A 16,894-nucleotide genomic window follows, 5' to 3' on the forward strand; every position below is an offset into this window, starting at 1 on the left:
GTCAGCGCGCCGACTTGGGCAGCTCGGCCACCAGCCGCAGGGAGACACTCAGTTCGTCGAGCTGGTAGTGCGGGCGCAGGAAGGCGACCGACTTGTAGGCGCCCGGCTTGCCCGGCACCTCGACTACCTCGATCCGCGCCTCGCGCAGCGGATACATCGCCTTGGACTCCTGCGAGGCGTTGTCATCCAGCAGCACGTACTGCGAGATCCAGTTGTTGAGGAACAGCTCGACGCTGGACTTGCTGGCGAAGCTGCCGATCTTGTCGCGCATCATCGACTTCAGGTAGTGCGCGATGCGGCTCACCGCGAAGATGTACTGCAGCTGCGAGGACAGCCGCGCATTGGCGTTGGCGGCGTCGGTGTTGTACTCCTTGGCCTTCTGCACCGACTGGGTGGAGAAGAACGCCGCGTAATCGGTGCCCTTGCAGTGCACCAGCGGGATCAGCCCGAGGTCGGCCAGCTCCTTTTCGCGGCGATCGGTGATCGCGATCTCGGTGGGGCACTTCAGCGCCACCTCGCCATCGTCGGTGGCGAAGGTGTGGGTGGGCAGGCCCTCGACCAGGCCGCCGCCCTCCACGCCGCGGATGGCCGCACACCAACCGTACTTGGCGAACGCATCGGTCACCTTGCTGCCGAGGGCATAGGCGGCGTTCATCCACAGGTATTTGTTGTGCTCGGTGCCGTCGGTGCGCTCGACGAAATTGAACGCCTCCACCGGCGCAGTATCCGGGCCGTACGGCAGGCGCCCCAGCACGTGCGGCAGGGTGAGGCCGACGTAGCGGGAGTCCTCGGAGGCACGGAAGCTCTTCCACTTCGCGTACTCCACGGTGTCGAAGATCTTGGCCAGGTCGCGCGGGCCGGAAAGCTCGGTGAAGTCGTCGAAACCGAGCAGCTCGGGCGAAGCCGCGCTCAGGAACGGCGCGTGTGCAGCCGAACACACGTGTGAGATCTCCTCGAGCAGGTACATGTCCTCGGGATGGCGGCCGAATTCGAAATCCCCGATCAGGGTCGCGAAGGGCGCACCGCCGAAGGTGCCGTACTCTTCTTCGTAGAGCTTCTTGAACAGCGTGCTCTGGTCGAAATCGGCGGCGTTCTTGAAGTCCTTGACCAGCTCTTTCTTGGTGGTGTTGAAGACCTTGATCTTCAGGTTGGTGCTGGTCTCGGAGTTCTCCACCAGGTACTTCAGGCCGCGCCAGCTGCCTTCCAGCTGCTGGAACTCGGGCGCGTGCATCACCGCCGAGAGCTGCTCGGACAGTACCCGGTCGATCTCGGCGATGCGCGCATCCAGCGCGCCGATGGCGTCCTTGGAGACGGTCATCGCGCCTTCGCTGACCTGCGCCACCAGCTCCGCGATCAGGTCACGGGCGCGCGTGCGCTCGCTATCCGAACGCGCGATCTTGCTCTGGGTGAGGATCTGGTCCAGCAGGCCGCCCTCGGTGGCGTCCGCGGTTGCGGCCGTAGCCGCCAGGGTTTCGGTATTGGCCATGTGTGCTGATCTCGCTGGCTGGTCGTGGTCGGATGCCCTGGCGGGCGTTCACTCGTCGGACTTCGCCCCGACTTCCCTGCCCAGCTGGGCGATCTTGTCGGTGTTCTGCAGGACTTCGTTGAGCAGATCCTCGAACTTGTCGTTGCCGGCGGCCTTGTTGCGCAGGTCGGCCAGCTTCTGGCGCGCCTCCAGCAGCTTGCGCAGCGGCTCGATCTGGTTCACCACGCGCTCGGGCGCGAAGTCCTCCAGGCTGCGGAAGGTCAGCTCCACGCCGAGCTTGGAGCCGTCATCGGCCAGCTTGTTGTCCACCTGCACCTGCACCCTCGGCTTCATGCCCTTGAGCACGTCGTCGAAGTTGTCCTTGTCCACGTTGACGAACTTGCGGTCCTTCAGCTTGCCCAGCGGTTCCGCCGGCTGCCCGCTGAAGTTGCCGACCACGCCGGCTACGAACGGGAGTTCCTTCTTCTCGATGGCATCGCCCACCTCGACGTCGTAGGTGAGCTGCACGCGCGGGGCGCGCACGCGATCGAGCTTGTGCTGGGTGCTTTCCTTCTTGGCCATGGGAGTCCCCGGACGCGTTGGTGGGTGCGGTTGACAGAACCGGAGCGACGCCGCGTGGGCAGGTCTTTCCGGAATGTGCCAGCGAGTCTAGGAAGCCGCCTGCGGTCGCAACATCCCTCGGACGGCCAGACTTCGGCATATGCCGTTCGGCGTGGAACGCCGCCTGCAGCCTCCCGTTGCCGCCCCTGGCAAAGGCCTCACTCGCTCGGCGACAGGCCCACGCGCTCGCGGATCGAGGACAGCGTGCTCTGGTCGCGCACCACTTCCTCCAGCTCACTGCTCCAGCGGCATGTTGGCCCAGGCCACCGCGCGCTCCAGCAGGTAGGCCACCGGGCTGTGCGGCTCGGTGCGGCGGAAGAACCCGGCGATCTCGCCAAGCGCGCGCAACGCGGCATCCTTGGACGCCAGGCTGGAGGCGTTCAGATCGAGCGCCGCGCCTCCCGATGCGGCGGCGCCCACCAGGCCGCCCGCTTCGCCTGCGGCGGACTCGCCACCGGCGGCCGTGGCAAGCCCGCCCAGGCCCTTGGCGCTGGCCAGCCGCGTATAGACGGTCTGGATCTTCTTCAGCGCATCCTCGATCGCGGCCAGGCTGGGCGCCTCGCGCCCGAGCCGGGCATCGCTGGCAGCGGCCAGCCGCGCGAAGGCCTCGCGCGCCGCCTGCGCCTGCTCCAGGCGCTCGCGCAGCATCGCCTCCGGCACCGCCTGCAGGCGCGCGTCGAAGGTCTCGCCGTTGATTCGGCCCTCGTCCAGCGCGGTCTGGTAAGCCTCGGCGTTCTGCCGGCCGAGGTTGTCCACCTCGCGCGAATCGATCCAGCCGGCCAGGGTCAGCGGCGCCTGCGGATCGTCGTTGAGGCGGACACCCAGCAGCGCCTTGCTGCCCCAGACCGCGAACCAGGCCAGTTTTCCGGCGCGCTCCTCCATATCGCCGTCCTCGGCGCGCGGATACAGGCCGTCCCAATACGTCTCCAGCAAACCGGTGAGCAGGTCGAAGCCGTCGCGTGCGCCCTCCAGCCCATGCCGGGCGATCAGCGCCTCGCCCAGCCAGACCGCGGCCTGCAGGTCCTTGCTGACCCGCCGCAACACGTCCTCGGCCAACGACTGGGCCTCGCGCCAATCGGCGACTTTCAGTTCGGTCTGCCAATCGCCCTGGGCCAGGTTGGGGTCGTCCGCGCGGCGCGCCTCGCGGATGCGGTCGAACAGGTCGGAGAAGCTGGCATCGCTGCCGGCCGGATCGCTCCCCGGGATGGGCGCAAGCAGTTCATTCACATCGATGGCCATGGGGCCTCCGCTGGGTTGGGTTCAATCGAGGATCACGGCGGGCACTTCCGCGCGCGCGCTGCTGGCGCCGAGGTAGCGCTGCATTTCGTCGGACAGCTCCACCTTCAGGAACACCCGCGCGCCACGGAAGCCCAGCTGGGCCAGGCGCTGGCGCAGCGGTGCCCACTGCGCGGGGCTGTAGCTGGACTGGAAATCCTCCAGCGCATAGGCATGCGACCCGCCCGCGAAATCCTTGATGAGCGCGACGAATCCGTCTGCGCCGGCGTAAGTGCGCACCAGCGCGACCTCCTCCGGGCTGGCGGGCGCCGGATGCATCTGGCTGGTGGCGGGATCGAATTCCTGGGTTGCCTGGACCTCATTCTCGGGCACGGCGACCGGGATGCGGATACGCGCCTGCAGACAGCTGGAGGGTGACCAGAACACCTGCGCAGTGGCATCCGCCAGCGACGGGCCGGCGGAACTGGCGCGGTACACGCGTTCGCGGCATTCCACCTCGAACACGGTGCCGGATTCGCCTTCGTTCAATGCCCCCAGCTGGCTGGGCTGCAGCAAGGTGAAGCTGCCGGCCAGAAACGGGGCGACGTTGCCCAGTACTGGCTGGAACCGGCGCTCCGCCGCCACCATCCCCTGGTAGGCCGGCGACAACGGCATCGCCACGCCGGCGACTTTCAGCGGCAGCCGCTCCTTTTCGCTGATGAAAGGCTTGAGCCAGTCGTTGACGAAGGCCGCCAGCTTGCCCTGCGGGCCATACAGTGCGTCCACCTGCTGCTCCGGCGGCAACGACGCCAGCGGCGTCACCACGCTCTCGCGCCAGCGCGCCTGCACGTACTGCCCGGCGCGATGCACGGTGAGGAACAGCAGCAGGCGCGACGGTCCCTGCACCACCGACCAGGCGGCCAGGTCATCGCCCTTGAACGCGGTGGCATAGCGCTCGGGCGGCTTGTCCACCGCCTCCAGCAGGTGGGTGTAATCGCTGGCCGGCGGCTTCTCGGCCTTGCCCTTGCCGGCGAACAGATCGGAGGCGAGCTGGTACACATCCTCGCCGGATCCCTCCGCCTGCAGCCGCAGGTAGGCGCGCGCATAGTCCGGCTGCTGGCGTGCCAGCACGTCGAACTGGGTCTCACGCATCGCCAGCAGCCACACCGGCGGCGGGATGCGCTCGCCACCGAAACGAAACCCATCGGCCACGAAGCGGCCGAACGGCCGCCAGGAAGAAAGCCAGCCGGCCTTCATCTGCGCCCAGGTCGCGGCCCAACGCGCAGCGAGCGGCCAGTCGAACGGCAGCTCGTACAGGTTGCGCTGGATGGATGCGAAAAAAAGCGCGTACGGGTCCTCCTTGCCCCCGCGCGGGCCAGCAGGTCGCCATAGCGGCCGCGCCACAGCCCCAGGCCGCCGCCGAAGCGCGCCTGGAAGCGCGCCCACTGCGAGAAATAGTCGTGGAAGTAGGCATCGCGCAGATCGTCGATGCGGGACGCGCGGTCCGGCACCTGCCGGCGCAGGGTGGCCAGCATCGGCTGCACCACGCCGTCCCAGGCGTCGCGGGTATAGGCGCGGGAAATGCCGGCCATCGGCGCACCGTCGGTCCCCACCACCGCGCCCTGCGGCAGCCAGAAGGTCGCCAGATCGATGCCGTTGCCGCGCGCGTCGGCCCATTGCCGCAGGTCGGCGGCGCGCGGGGTATAGCTGGCCAGCAGCTTGTTCAGCAGGCCTTCCAGGCGGGCCCGCTCGGCCTCACGGACGTTTTTTTTGCCACCGCAGGTAGCCGAGGTAGGTGGCGAACAGGGCGTCGGCATTGTCGCGGTCGCGCCGGGTGTCGTTGTTGGCGCTGACGAACGGCGCGAACAGCCGCGAGCGCGCATCGAAACTGACGTTGTTGGGAAGCTCGCGCGCGCGGCAGTCGCTGCCGCTTCCGGCGCATTCCTCCAGCAGGCGCAGGCGCTGGCTCAGCGCCAGCAGATGCTCGATCCCGGCCCGGCGCTGGTCGATGTCGGTTGCCAGCATCTGGTCTTCGGGGGCCAGGATCAGGTTGGCGAAATCCTCCACCACCCGCTGCTTGAGGCGGTCGATGTCGGCATCGGCGCGGCGCACGCCGAAGCTCAGCCAGGTCTCGCCCTGAGCGGCTTCCAGCTCCTCGATGGTGCGCCCGCAGCTGGCCACCCATTCGATACGCCCGGTGGAGGTGCGGTCGGCCACGTCGGCGCAGGCGCTGCGGGTCTGTGCCAGCAAGGCGGCGTCGTCACGGTGCGCGACCTTCAATCCGTAGGCGAACGAGGCGGACAGGCCCAGCATCGCCAGCACCCCGGCCCCGGCGATCGCCAGCCGGCCGGCATTTCCGCGAAAGCTGCTGCCGGCCAGCGGCTGGTCACTGGGCAGGAACCGGGTGAACAGGTCGGCCACGAACGCGCCACCACGGTTTGCCGCGTCCGCGGCGCCGGCGAAGTACAGGCCACGCCAGCGCGGCGTGCGCTGGAACGGGTTGTCCTCCAGCATCAGCCCCACGAACTGCGCCAGCCCGCTGCGCGCCTGGCGCAGGGATTCGATGAACTCGAATACCGCGTGCCGCTGCGCCGGCGTGTGCTGGGCGCGCAGCAAGGTCATGCGCAGCGCGTGCAGGCGATCCTCGATCGGCTGCATTACTTCATCGATGCGCCCGCTGCTGGCCGCGCTGACGACCTCGTTCTCCGCGAACCGGTGCCCCAGCGCCTGCGCGAATGCCTCTTGTGGCAGGCTGGCGCGCAGCTGGGCATAGCCCGGCAGCCGGTCCAGGCCGCTGACCACGAAATACACCGGCATCTGCACCTGCAGATGCTCCATCGCCTCGTCCACCAGCCGGCGCAGGCGGGTGGCAGTGTCTTTCAATGCCTCCGCCGGGCCGAGCAGGGTCTGCGCCGCCACCGCCACCACGATCCCGTTCAGCGGCAGCTTCTCGCGCTCGTCGGCCAGCTTCATCAGGGCCTGATACCAGAGCCCGCGATCCAGGCGCGCGCCGGCATCGCACACCACCCGCGGATGCATTTCGATCGCGATCATCGACTTGAAGAACCACCAGCGCCAGACCGCATCAGCCTCCATCCCGGCCTTGTCGGGCGCAGGAAACGGCGATACCTCACTGCCGGCGCGCAGCAGCCCGGCCACATCGGCCATGGCATCGCCCACGAACAGCACCCACGGGATGCGGTACAGCGGATTGCGACCCTGCGCAATCTCCGGCGATCGCGCGATGGTGCGCTTGGCCTCGTCGATGGCGGCGGTCATCTTCGCCACCGGCTCGCGCTCTTCCTCCGGATTGCCCGGCCCGAGATCGCCGATGCGTTTGCGGGTGCGCCCCTTCAGCGATGCCTTGCGCTGGCCGGCCATGAACCACCACAGCACCACCGCCGCCACCACGCATAGCCCCAGCACCTGCCAGAACCGCATCGGCAGCTGAGGCAGGATCGCCAGCGCCAGGAACACCAGCCCGGCCAGCACCAAGGCCAACAAAAGCGTCACCACGATCCAGCGCAGCCACGGCGTGCGCGCGGCATCCGCGCCACGCGAATACAGGGAACCGATCCGCGAGAACACGCTGGCGATCGACGAGAACAGGTTTTCCACGAAGCTCAGCGGGCTCATCGGGCGGGCTCCTGCGGCGGCGTGCCGGCATCCGGAGCGGCGCAGGCGGCCAGTGCCTGCTGCTTGCGCGCCGGGTCGGTTTCCGGCTCGGTCTGCATGAACAGATGGGCGGCCAGCAGCTGCGGGTTGTTACGGTTCTCCTCCAGCATCCGGCGCAACTTCGGCAGGTATTCCTGCGCAGTCTGGATTTCTGGCAAGGCTTCCGGATACAGCGGTCGCGGCGAGGCGATCACGGTGATCAGCTCCTGCCCGAACGGCGGGCAGATCGTCCAGGTCCTGTTCGGCGTGGCACCGACCTCGAACTGCTCCAGCGCATGCAGCAGCCGCCCGCTATTGGGCTCACCGGCATTCGGGTAGATATGCGCCACATCACCATTGACGGTGTAGTAATCGACGTACAGATAACCGTCGTAGTTGGGCTGCTGCAGCTTCACGATCACGTTCTCGCCTTCCAGGAATCGATCGGAATGGCCGACACTGGGGGTGATGGCGAGGTGCTGCCCGCTGTCGTCATTGCGCGCCTTGTACGGCGCCAGCAGCTGCACCACCTCGCAATGCGGCCAGATGCGCAGCTGCAGCTGGGCATCCACCGACTTCACCCCCTCGATCGCCGCCAGCTGCTGGCGGATCGCCGCCATGTCCTCGCTGCTCTTGGCGTAACCGCGTACCTTCACCGCCCCGCGGTCTTCATCCACGTCGGCGGCCAGCTCGGCGCAATCGGCATTGAACTTCGTCACCACCTGCTGCACCGGCACCGACAGCAGCGGCTTGGGCGCGGCCAGCAGGATCCACAGCAGATAGCCCAGCGGAATCAGCAGCGCCACCAACGCCCCGATGCCCAGCAGCGCGCGGTCCCATTGCCGCGGCAGCTTCGGCCCCGGCGGATCGGGCACGCCGTAGGGCTGCGGGGTGATCTTTTCCTCGCGCAGGGTATGCACCGGCGCCGGCGCCACCGGGAGCTGGCGGGCATGCAGCTCTTTCAGCTTGCCCAGCTCGCCGGTGTCCCCGGTCTCGTAGTAGTACTGCCCGACGAACCCGCATAGCAGGGCGTGGTAATACACCTCGCGCACCTCGTCCTGCTCCTGCTTGAGTGCGGACAGATGCGTGAAAAACTCGTTGCCGGCATTGTTGGTGGTGTACATCGCCACCTGCAGCGGCGGCACCCCGCTGGTCAGCCAGACCGGGTTGCGGGCCATGACCTCGTCGATCCAGGCCACCACCGCGAACGCCGCATCGTCCACCTGCTCGGGACGTTTTCCGTCAGCCAATGCCGCGGCACGCGCACGCTCGATCAGCTCGCGCGCGCGCGATGACGGTCGTGGCGGCATCGCTGGCCTGGCCGGCGGCGACCTTTTCATCCAGCGCCAGTCCAAACGCGAACACCGGCGAGAAATGGTGTAGCAGGCGGGCCATGGATCACTCCTGTCCCGCAACCGGGTACAGCTTGACGACGGTGGAATCCGGCGGCAGGTCGGAGAACACCGCGATGTTGCGGGCATTCTTGATCATCTGCCAGAACGGATGGGTGGTATCGACCAGGAAGTAGGTGGTGTTGGGGCTTCTTTGTGGAAGCTCCTCGGGCGGCACCGGCAGCAGGTCGATCTTCAGCCCGAACAGCGCCGCCGACAGCAGGCGCGGCATCTCGTCCAGCGAGGCGATCTTGCCGGTGCGCGAGAGCCGGGCGAACAGGTCGGCGCCCTTCAGTTCGGATTCGAATGCGAGGTAGAAGCGCGTCTTGTCGCTGTCGAACAGATTGGCCGGCAGGTCGGCGCGATAGAAACGGCCGTCGTGGGCCAGGGTGATGCCGACCTCGGCCCCGACCGTGAGCGCCTTGATCAGCGCTTCGGCGCGATCGAATCCGAGCCGGAAGCAGCGCCGCAGGTCCTCGTGGTCGTAGGCGGGCAGCTCGCTGTCGCGCGGATTGCCGGCCAATTCGCCGAAGTAGCCGATGTCCTCGGAAAAGACCGAGAACTCCGCCACCAGCCGGCGCAGGTCCTGGTACATCGCATAGGCACCGACCGTCCCCAGCCGCGCATGCTCCTGGAACAGCGGGATGTAGCGGGCGAAGGTCTGCATCATCGCCACCCGCATCACTTCCTGCGCACTGGTGGAGGCCGCGCGGATGCCGCGCTGGCGCTTGATCGCGGCGAAATCCTGGCCGCGCGAGATCAAGAGATCGCGCAGCGCGCGGGTCCAGCGCGCCAGATTGTGCGAGGCCGTCATCGCGGTGACCGGCGGGATGTAATCGGCGGAGAGCTTGAACTTGCCCGGCCCGGCCGGCAGCAGCTCGGCGAACTTGTAGCCATCGGCGCCGCGCACGATCGCCTCGGCGTTCTCGTCCTGGCCGGTGACGATGTTGCCCTGGTACAGCAGGAAATCGACGTCAGCCTCCGGCGCCTGCGGATCGAACGGGTCGGCCAGGCTCTCGCTGACCAGCGCGTGCCGTGCCTGCATCCGCCCGGACTCGGTCCGCCCCAGCCCCTGCAGGGTGCGCTCGGGGTCGAACACCAGCTCACAGCGGGATCGGATCGTTGCTGGTCGTGCGCAGTTCGGCAATGTTGCGCTGGGGCACGCGCATGTTCCCCGCGCCGCCATCGGCGCTGCCGCCGTGCAGGCGTTCCCCCTGACGCGTCACCAGCACGCACTGCTCGACATCCACCACCCCGCTGGCGAGCGCGTCCTCGCGGATGCGCAGCGCCTCGAACCCCCACGGGAACGGCGTCATCCGCAGGTGCAGCGCATGCCGGCACGCCTGGCCCCAGGCGTCCTGCGCCTGCAAATGCTGCGGGCTCAAGAACGCCCCCTGCCCCCAATGGACCTGCCGGTCGCCGCGCATCCCGAATGCCATCCGTCCTGCTCCCTCGTGATCCCATCCTTTCCCACCAACGCGAAGCGGCGCCTATAGCGGCATCGCCTCGACCGTGTACCCATCCCGCCGCAGGCGCGCGATCAGACCGTCCGGCCCGACCAGATGCACCGCACCCACCGCCACGAACCCGCCGCCGTCCTGGAACAGGGTCTCCAGCGGCCCGATCCAGCGCGCATTGCGCTCCTCCAGCAGACACAGGCGCGCGCGCTGCTCCACGGCGCGCGCGGCATCGTCCAGCCCCTCCATGCGGTCGATGCTGGCCAGCCAGGCATCCAGATTGCGGCTGCGATAGAACGCCATCGCCTCGGCCGATTCGATCCGCAACACCCACGACTTGCGCAGGCGCTCCACCAGTACCTGCGCATGTTCCTCCGCGGGCACGCAGTCGAGCGCCTGCAGCTGCTGCTCCAGCGTCTCCAGATGCAGCATGCGCTTGCCGGCGGCGGCCGCCATGCGCTGCAGGCGGGCGTCCATGCTGGCCTCGCCGGCGTTCTCGCCGCGCGCCTCCAGCAACGCCAGCACCGCCCACGGCTTCATCCGCTGCAGGTCCTGGCGCGGCACCGCCGGCAGCAGCGCCTGCGCCAGCACCAGCGCATCCTTGCCGACCATCGCCTCCAGCGGCGTTCCTGCCGGCAGCCAGCGGTAGCCGTCGTATTCCGGCCGCCACGGCGAATCCACGTCCACCTCGTTGGCGAAGGCCTCGGCGCCCTCCAGCAGCGGTGCGAGCGCGGCGTAATCGATGCCCTGCTCCTGCGGCGTGCCGAAATGGATGGTGCCCAGCAGGTAGCTGGGCGCAGGCGGTGGCGCAAGCGGGGCCCCCGTCGCCGGGTCGGCCGGCAGGGGCATGGCCTGCGGCGGCGTCACCTTGAACAGCACGCCGCGCTCGCGCGCCGCCGGAAGCAAGGTTGATGGCGACGACGGCGGCGCCTGCACCTCCGGCACTGCGTCCGCTTGCACCTGCGCCGGCGCGGGCACCGGCGGCCGTGGCGCCTGCTGTACCGTTTCCCGCGCCGCCTGCTGCACCGCGTCCTGCGCTGCATCCTGCGCCGATGCCGGGCCGCAGGCGAATGCCACGCCGGCGAGAACGTACGTGGCGGCGCGCATGCGAAGGGCTGCGGTCATCGTCATGGAAGCATCGGGCGGGCGCTGCCGGAGTGGCATGCGTGGCGGCATTCTTGGCTGCGACCCGACGCGCGGCCATATGGCGTAGGAGCTATGCCGTAGGGACGAGGCCGATGGATTGCTGTCCGCTCGCAGCGGCTTCTATCGTGGAATGCATGGAACGAGGACGGATGGCCGCCGGCCATTCGCGGGGAACGCCACGCCGCCGCAGTGCGCGGCGCTTGCACGCAGGTGGCCATGTGAAAGTACTGCTGGCGGACGACCATCGCCTGATCATCGAAGGTGTCAAGCTCAAGCTGGCAGAGCTCGATCCGCATGTAGACGTGGTCGTGGCGATGTCGCTGGACGAACTGCAGAATGCGCTGGCGGAACACCGCGACAGCCTGGATCTGGCCCTGCTCGACATCGGCATGCCCGGCACCCGCGGATACGAGCACATTGCGCGGTTGCGCGCGGAAGCGGAAATGCTGCCGATCGTCGTGCTGTCCGGCAGCGAGGACCTCGGCGTGATGCGCACGCTGATGGAACTCGGCGTGCAGGGCTTCATCCCCAAGGCCTACTCCCCGGACGTGATGCTCTCGGCGATCCGGCTGGTGCTGGCCGGCGGCATCTACGTGCCACCGCTGCTGCTGGCCAGCGCGCAGGCGCAGGGCTGGCAGCCAGGCGATCTGCGCCTGCAGGCGGCGACCAGCGATACCGCTGCCCCCGCGGCAGCCGGCACGCCTTCGCTGGACGGCCTGCGCCGGCTGCTGACCGAACGCCAGATCGACGTGATGCGGCTGCTGTCGCAGGGCAAGCCAAACAAGCTGATCGCGCGTGACCTCGGCATCAGCGAGGGCACGGTCAAGATCCACCTGGCGGCGATCTTCCGCGCGCTGAACGTGCGCAACCGGGTGGAAGCGGTGGTGGCCTCACGCCGGCTGCAGGGGCTCTGAACACCCGCCGGCGCCAGCCTGGGCTCGCGCGCCGGCCGCCATAGTGCATCCGCCGTATTGCCGCTCCGCAGACGCCGGCGCAGCCTGTGCGCAATCACGTGGCACCCGCCGCGGAGGTTCCCCATGACCGGTCCAGCGCCATCCCGCTCCCCCGCACCCGCCGCGAACACCTGTGCCGCCTGCTGCTGGCCGGCGGCATCGCCCTGGCCACCCTGGCCTCCGCGCAAAGCACCCAGCCAGCGCCGGAAGCTGCCACCAATCCCGCGCTCGGGCCCGCCTTCGCCACCCGCAACGCCGCCTACGTACCGGTGCTGCTGGAGGAAATTCCGGGCTGGGACGAAGAGAACCTGAGCCAGCTGCAGGCCAACTTCAACACCAACTGCAAGGCCATGCAGAAGCGCAGCGCCTGGGCGCCCCTGTGCACCCGGCTGGCGCGCCTGCCGAGGGACGACGCCGCACTGCGCCAGTTTCTGCAGGAAGAGTTCTACGCCTACCAGATGCTCACCTCCACCCGCAGCGCCACCGGCAAGCTGACCGGCTATTTCGAGCCGTTGATCGCCGGCTCGCTGCGCCGCGAAGGCGCCTACCGCTACCCGGTGTATGGCATTCCCTCCGACATGTACATGGTGGATGCGCGCACCGTGGCCGGTCAGTCCACGCGCTTGCTCAAGGCCGCCGATGGCGTGCTGGCGGGCGCCGAGGCGGGCGATCCCGGCGCGCGCGAATACCGGATCGAACTGGCCGGGGCGGTCCCGAACCCGCGCGACAAGCGCTATCGGGTACGCATCGAAGGCGGCGCGGTGAAGCCCTACTACACCCGCCAGCAGATCGACGCCAACGGCATCGATGCGCCGGTGCTGGCCTGGGTGGCCGACCCTTACAAGCTGTATTCGATGCAGATTCAGGGCTCGGGCAAGATCCAGCTGAAGGACGGCGGATTGATCCGCCTGGCCTACGCCGAGCAGAACGGGCAGCCGTTCATGCCCAACGCCACCCGCGGCGATACCGATGCGATGCTGCTGGCGATCAAGGCGCGCGGGCTGGACGCGCCGCTGGAAGTCGAGGTCCCGGGCGGCACCCGCGGCATGAAGCAGCCCGGAAGCAACGCCGCGGTGGACGCGGAAGTGGCGCGCATCGTGGCCGCGCTGCAGGGAGGCCGCACCGCGCCGCCCGTGACGGCGGCCGCCACGACTTCCGGCAGACCATCCGCGCCGCGCCCCAAGCATGCCGCCGCAAAGCCCAGGCCGGCGGCCGGCGTGGCGGGCGTGCCGCGGGTCAATTCGGCCGACGTCGAGACGATGATCCAGTTGCTGCTGCATGCCCCGGTGGCGAACGAGACCTATGTCGCCCCAATCGAGGCAGACACGGGCGCAACCGCCGATGCACGGCCAAAACAGCCTGCCGGCGCACCCATGCCTGCAAGCGCGGGCGGCGGCTCCGGCAGCGCGCGGCTGGATTTTTCCGAGTATGCCGGCAGCGCGGGCAAGCCGGCCGGGCAGGCCGTGGGCAGCGGCACCAGCGTCCCCGCGACCGGCATTCCGGATCCCAGCTACGTGTTCTTCCGCCGCATCCCCGATGGTCCGGAAGGCCCGATCGGAGCGCTCGGCGTGCCGCTCAGCGCCGGACGTTCGATCGCGGTCGATCCGCGCGCCACCCCGCTCGGCGCCCCGGTGTTCATCGAAGGCACCCAGCCCGGCAGTGACGCACCGATGCGGCGGCTGGTGTTCGCACAGGACACTGGCGGCGCGATCCGCGGCAGCGTGCGCGGCGACTTCTTCTGGGGCTTCGGCGACAAGGCCGGGAAGATGGCGCTGGCCACCAACCAGCCGGTGCGGATGTGGTTGCTGCTGCCGAAGGCGGTCGCCGGCAGCGCCGCCGCCAGCGGCATCAAGACCCGCGGGCATGCCGCCCTGCGCGACTGCGCGGTGCCCGACGACGAGCTGTGCGTGGAGGAATGACGGTGCGCCGCCGGAGGGCATAGGCCATCCGGCGAATGGGCGCAGCCACGGGGGCTGCCTAGCCTGTGCCCTGGTCCGGCGCGCGCGGTGCGCGATCCGGCATCTGCCGCGGATGCGCCATGCTCGACGAGCTGCTGCCGTACTACGAGAACGAACTGACCTACCTGCGGCGGCTGTCGAAGGAATTCGCCGCGCGCTACCCCAAGATCGCCGGCCGCCTGCAGATGGAAGGCGAGGTCTGCGAAGACCCGCACGTGGAGCGGATGATCGAGTCGTTCTCGTTCCTCACCGCGCGCATCCACAAGAAGCTGGACGACGAGTTCCCGCAGATCACCGAGGCGATGCTGTCGGTGCTGTATCCGCACTTCCTGCGCCCGGTGCCGTCGATGTCGATCGCCCAGCTGCAGCTGGCGCCCGGCGCCGATATCGCCGGCATGCAGGAGCTGCCGCGCCACAGCGAGCTGCTGACCCGCCCGGTGCAGGGCCTGCCGGTGCGCTACCGCACCGCCTATCCGGTGCAGGTCTGGCCGATCCGGATCGCCGCCGCGCGGCTGGAAGCCACCGAGCGCTCCGCGTTCGCGGTGACCCGCAGCGACACCGTCGCCACCTTGCGCCTGCGGATCGAGGCCAGCGGGCAGACCCCGCTGTCGAAACTCCCGATCGAGCGCCTGCGCCTGTACCTGGATGGCGAAAGCCCGCTGGTGCATGCGCTGCACGAGCTGCTGCTGAATTCGGTGGCCGGCATCACCCTGCGCGCGCCCGAGGGCGCGCCGCCGGTGGCCCCGCTGCGGCTGCCGGCCGATGCCCTGCGCCCGGTCGGGTTCGAGGACGAGGACGCGCTGCTGGACTATGACCCGCGCTCGTTCCTCGGCTACCGGCTGCTGCAGGAATACTTCGTGCTTCCGGAGAAGTTCCTGTTCGTGGATCTCACCGACCTGGACCTCTCGCGCTTCGAGCGCACCGCGGAAGTGGCCATCGAGTTCCGCCCGTTCGGTCGCCCGGAGCGCCTGCAGCGGCTCGAGCAAACGGTCGATGCCGATACCTTCCGCCTGTTCTGCACCCCGGTGGTGAACCTGTTCCGGCAACAGGGCGAGCCGATCCGGGTATCGCAGGAACGCCACGAGTACCCGGTGATCCCGGACGTGCGCCGCCCGCTGGGGATGGAGGTGTATTCGGTGGACTGGGTACGCAAGTTCAGCCGCACGCCCGGCGGCAGCGACTCGGTGGAGTTCCATCCCGCCTATTCGGTGCGCCACGGCTTGCACGACGACGGCAGCGGCCATTTCTGGTACCTGCAGCGGCGTCCGTCGCTGCTGCCCAACGACGATGGCTCGGACGTGATGCTGAGCCTGGTGGACCGCGACATGAACCCGCGCGCGCCCGGGGTGGACACGCTGTCCATCGGACTGACCTGCACCAACCGCGACCTGCCCTCGCAATTGCCGTTCGGCGGCGAGGACAGCCTGCTGCAGCCGGAACAGGGCGGCGTGATCGCCAGCGCGCGCCTGCTGAAGAAGCCCAGCGCCACCTGGCGCGCGCCGATGCGCCAGGCCAACCAGTGGCGCCTGATCTCGCACCTGGCGCTCAACCACCTGTCGATCGTGGAAGGCGGGCGCGAAGCGCTGCTGGAGATCCTCAACCTCTACAACTTCGCGGACAGCGGCACCCTGCGCAAGCAGATCGCCGGCATCACCGACGTGCGCGGCGAGCCGTCGGTGACCCGGATCGGGCGCGCCCCGCGCCAGGCCTTCGTGCGCGGCACCGAGATCACGCTGACGTTCGACGAAAACCAGTACGTCGGCTCCGGCGTGTACCTGATGGCCTGCGTGCTGGACCGCTTCTTCGGCCTGTACTGCACCGCCAATTCCTATACCCGGCTGAGCGTGCGCAGCGAGCAGCGCGAGGATTGGCTGGTGCGCTTCCCGCCACGCAGCGGGAGCCTGCCGCTGGTATGAGCGAAGCACGCGCCACCGCCATCGATCCAGACCCGATGCAGCCGGCGCTGGAGCGCCTGCATGCGCAGCCCGGCCGCTTCGGCTTCTTCCAGGCGGTACGCCTGCTGTACGGCGCGCATGGCTTCGATGGCCGCGGCAGCGGCGCGCGTCCCGGTCCGCTGCGCTTCACCACGCCGGCCTCGCTGGCGTTCCCGCCCTCCGAGCTGGCCGCGATCGTCGACGCCGACGGCCACCAGCAGGTGTGCGTGAACTTCCTCGGCCTCACCGGCCCCTCCGGCGTACTGCCGCGGCATTACACCGAACTTCTGATCGCGCGCCGCCTCAACCGCGACCGCGCCGCGCAGGATTTCCTGGATCTGTTCAACCACCGTCTGGTGGCGCTGTTCTGGCTGGCCTGGGCCAAGCACCGCCCCGAAATCGGGCGCCAGTTCGGGTTCCACAACGCGGTGCTGCGCTACCTGGAGCACATCGTCGGCCTCGGTACGCCGGCCCTGCAGGCACGGCTGCATCCTTCCCCGCGCACCGCCCGACAGGGGCGGCCGCTGCCGGGCGCGGCGATGCTGTACTTCTCCGGGCTGATCGCACAGCGCCCGCACGGCGAACATGCGATCGCGCAGGTCGTCTCCGCGGTCGTGGAGGCACCGGTGCAAGCCAGCGGTTGCGTGGGCACCTGGCAGCACATCGCGCCGGAGGCGCGCACCCGGCTCGGCCAGGCCAACCACGCGCTGGGCGCCGGCGGCGTGCTGGGCGCGCGCTACTGGGACCGCCAGACCACCCTGCGTCTCAGCATCGGCCCCCTATCGCGCGCACGCTTCAATGCTCTGCTGCCGCGCGGACCGCGCCTGGCCGACGTGATCGAACTGTGCCGCTTCCTGACCGGGCTGGCGCTGGACCTGCGCGTGCGGCTGTTGCTGCATCCCGACCAGGTGCCGCCGCTGCACCTGGGTGCGCGTGGCGATGACCGCCCGCAGCTGGGCTGGAACACCTGGCTGCGCGGGCGCCGCAGCCGTACCCCCACCACCGATACCGAATTCCACTTTTCCGCTATGGGAGGCCAGTCATGGCATTGAACCTGCGCGCGCTGATCGCGCGATTGAACCCCACCGTGCGCGGCGCGA

The 16,894-nt window shown here is 69.1% G+C and carries 15 protein-coding genes; 4 read left to right on the top strand and 11 right to left on the bottom strand.

The window, feature by feature from the left end; translation table 11 throughout:
- Position 1: 1 nt before the first annotated feature.
- The 11 genes from tssC to LJB71_RS10135 all read right to left on the bottom strand — a co-directional run bounded on the left by tssC (position 2) and on the right by LJB71_RS10135 (position 10,928).
- Positions 2-1,486 carry a type VI secretion system contractile sheath large subunit gene (gene tssC, locus LJB71_RS10080; protein WP_259304087.1) on the bottom strand — a complete coding sequence of 495 codons (1,485 nt, stop codon included), beginning with the start codon at positions 1,484-1,486 and terminating at the stop codon, positions 2-4.
- A 48-nt stretch (positions 1,487-1,534) separates the two neighbouring features.
- Positions 1,535-2,047 (bottom strand): type VI secretion system contractile sheath small subunit, encoded by a 513-nt coding sequence (gene tssB / locus LJB71_RS10085; RefSeq protein ID WP_259304088.1) that lies wholly within the window; start codon positions 2,045-2,047, stop codon positions 1,535-1,537.
- A 273-nt stretch (positions 2,048-2,320) separates the two neighbouring features.
- Entirely contained in the window at positions 2,321-3,325 is a 1,005-nt protein-coding gene (tssA, locus tag LJB71_RS10090; protein WP_259304089.1) for a type VI secretion system protein TssA, read from the bottom strand.
- Between the two features lie 21 nt (positions 3,326-3,346).
- Positions 3,347-4,558 carry a hypothetical protein gene (locus LJB71_RS10095; RefSeq protein WP_259304090.1) on the bottom strand — a complete coding sequence of 404 codons (1,212 nt, stop codon included), beginning with the start codon at positions 4,556-4,558 and terminating at the stop codon, positions 3,347-3,349.
- The gene (locus LJB71_RS10100; RefSeq protein WP_259304091.1) at positions 4,555-5,118 is read right to left on the bottom strand and encodes an ImcF-related family protein; all 564 of its coding nucleotides are present in this window, start codon (positions 5,116-5,118) and stop codon (positions 4,555-4,557) included. The genes LJB71_RS10095 and LJB71_RS10100 overlap by 4 nt, the downstream gene beginning before the upstream one ends.
- Positions 5,057-6,937: a type VI secretion system protein gene (locus LJB71_RS10105; RefSeq protein ID WP_259304092.1), complete on the bottom strand. Its 1,881-nt coding sequence runs from the start codon at positions 6,935-6,937 to the stop codon at positions 5,057-5,059. Before LJB71_RS10105 ends, LJB71_RS10100 begins: the two co-directional genes overlap by 62 nt.
- Entirely contained in the window at positions 6,934-8,205 is a 1,272-nt protein-coding gene (locus LJB71_RS14590; RefSeq protein WP_310649417.1) for a DotU family type IV/VI secretion system protein, read from the bottom strand. The genes LJB71_RS10105 and LJB71_RS14590 overlap by 4 nt, the downstream gene beginning before the upstream one ends.
- The gene (locus LJB71_RS10120; RefSeq protein WP_259304093.1) at positions 8,198-8,350 is read right to left on the bottom strand and encodes a hypothetical protein; all 153 of its coding nucleotides are present in this window, start codon (positions 8,348-8,350) and stop codon (positions 8,198-8,200) included. Before LJB71_RS10120 ends, LJB71_RS14590 begins: the two co-directional genes overlap by 8 nt.
- Positions 8,351-8,353: 3 nt before the next feature.
- The gene (gene tssK, locus LJB71_RS10125; protein WP_259304094.1) at positions 8,354-9,445 is read right to left on the bottom strand and encodes a type VI secretion system baseplate subunit TssK; all 1,092 of its coding nucleotides are present in this window, start codon (positions 9,443-9,445) and stop codon (positions 8,354-8,356) included.
- A gap of 4 nt (positions 9,446-9,449) precedes the next feature.
- A complete protein-coding gene (gene tssK, locus LJB71_RS10130; protein ID WP_259304095.1) occupies positions 9,450-9,785 on the bottom strand; it encodes a type VI secretion system baseplate subunit TssK in 336 nt (111 codons plus the stop codon).
- Between the two features lie 51 nt (positions 9,786-9,836).
- A complete protein-coding gene (locus tag LJB71_RS10135) occupies positions 9,837-10,928 on the bottom strand; it encodes a TraB/GumN family protein (RefSeq protein WP_259304096.1) in 1,092 nt (363 codons plus the stop codon).
- Between the two features lie 239 nt (positions 10,929-11,167).
- On the opposite strand from LJB71_RS10135, the gene LJB71_RS10140 reads away from it, so the two are divergent.
- From LJB71_RS10140 to tssG, 4 genes are all read left to right on the top strand, one after another.
- A complete protein-coding gene (locus LJB71_RS10140; protein WP_259304097.1) occupies positions 11,168-11,863 on the top strand; it encodes a response regulator transcription factor in 696 nt (231 codons plus the stop codon).
- A gap of 98 nt (positions 11,864-11,961) precedes the next feature.
- Positions 11,962-13,821 (top strand): MltA domain-containing protein, encoded by a 1,860-nt coding sequence (locus tag LJB71_RS10145; RefSeq protein WP_259304098.1) that lies wholly within the window; start codon positions 11,962-11,964, stop codon positions 13,819-13,821.
- A gap of 119 nt (positions 13,822-13,940) precedes the next feature.
- Positions 13,941-15,776 carry a type VI secretion system baseplate subunit TssF gene (gene tssF / locus LJB71_RS10150; protein WP_259304099.1) on the top strand — a complete coding sequence of 612 codons (1,836 nt, stop codon included), beginning with the start codon at positions 13,941-13,943 and terminating at the stop codon, positions 15,774-15,776.
- Positions 15,773-16,846: a type VI secretion system baseplate subunit TssG gene (gene tssG / locus LJB71_RS10155; protein ID WP_259304100.1), complete on the top strand. Its 1,074-nt coding sequence runs from the start codon at positions 15,773-15,775 to the stop codon at positions 16,844-16,846. Before tssF ends, tssG begins: the two co-directional genes overlap by 4 nt.
- The last annotated feature ends 48 nt before the right edge of the window (positions 16,847-16,894 follow it).

The organism is Thermomonas sp. S9 (genome assembly GCF_024704365.1).
In the GTDB taxonomy this organism is placed as follows: Bacteria; Pseudomonadota; Gammaproteobacteria; order Xanthomonadales; family Xanthomonadaceae; genus Thermomonas.

What these genes read in the sequence shown, in the direction of transcription:
- tssG (WP_259304100.1), top strand. Translation starts at nt 15,773, where the DNA reads ATGAGCGAAGCACGCGCCACCGCCATCGATCCAGACCCGATGCAGCCG.
- LJB71_RS10095 (WP_259304090.1), bottom strand. Translation starts at nt 4,558, where the DNA reads ATGAAGGCCGGCTGGCTTTCTTCCTGGCGGCCGTTCGGCCGCTTCGTG.
- LJB71_RS10135 (WP_259304096.1), bottom strand. Translation starts at nt 10,928, where the DNA reads ATGACCGCAGCCCTTCGCATGCGCGCCGCCACGTACGTTCTCGCCGGC.
- tssF (WP_259304099.1), top strand. Translation starts at nt 13,941, where the DNA reads ATGCTCGACGAGCTGCTGCCGTACTACGAGAACGAACTGACCTACCTG.
- LJB71_RS10120 (WP_259304093.1), bottom strand. Translation starts at nt 8,350, where the DNA reads ATGGCCCGCCTGCTACACCATTTCTCGCCGGTGTTCGCGTTTGGACTG.
- tssA (WP_259304089.1), bottom strand. Translation starts at nt 3,325, where the DNA reads ATGGCCATCGATGTGAATGAACTGCTTGCGCCCATCCCGGGGAGCGAT.
- LJB71_RS10105 (WP_259304092.1), bottom strand. Translation starts at nt 6,937, where the DNA reads ATGAGCCCGCTGAGCTTCGTGGAAAACCTGTTCTCGTCGATCGCCAGC.
- tssK (WP_259304095.1), bottom strand. Translation starts at nt 9,785, where the DNA reads ATGGCATTCGGGATGCGCGGCGACCGGCAGGTCCATTGGGGGCAGGGG.
- tssB (WP_259304088.1), bottom strand. Translation starts at nt 2,047, where the DNA reads ATGGCCAAGAAGGAAAGCACCCAGCACAAGCTCGATCGCGTGCGCGCC.
- tssC (WP_259304087.1), bottom strand. Translation starts at nt 1,486, where the DNA reads ATGGCCAATACCGAAACCCTGGCGGCTACGGCCGCAACCGCGGACGCC.
- LJB71_RS10100 (WP_259304091.1), bottom strand. Translation starts at nt 5,118, where the DNA reads ATGCCGACGCCCTGTTCGCCACCTACCTCGGCTACCTGCGGTGGCAAA.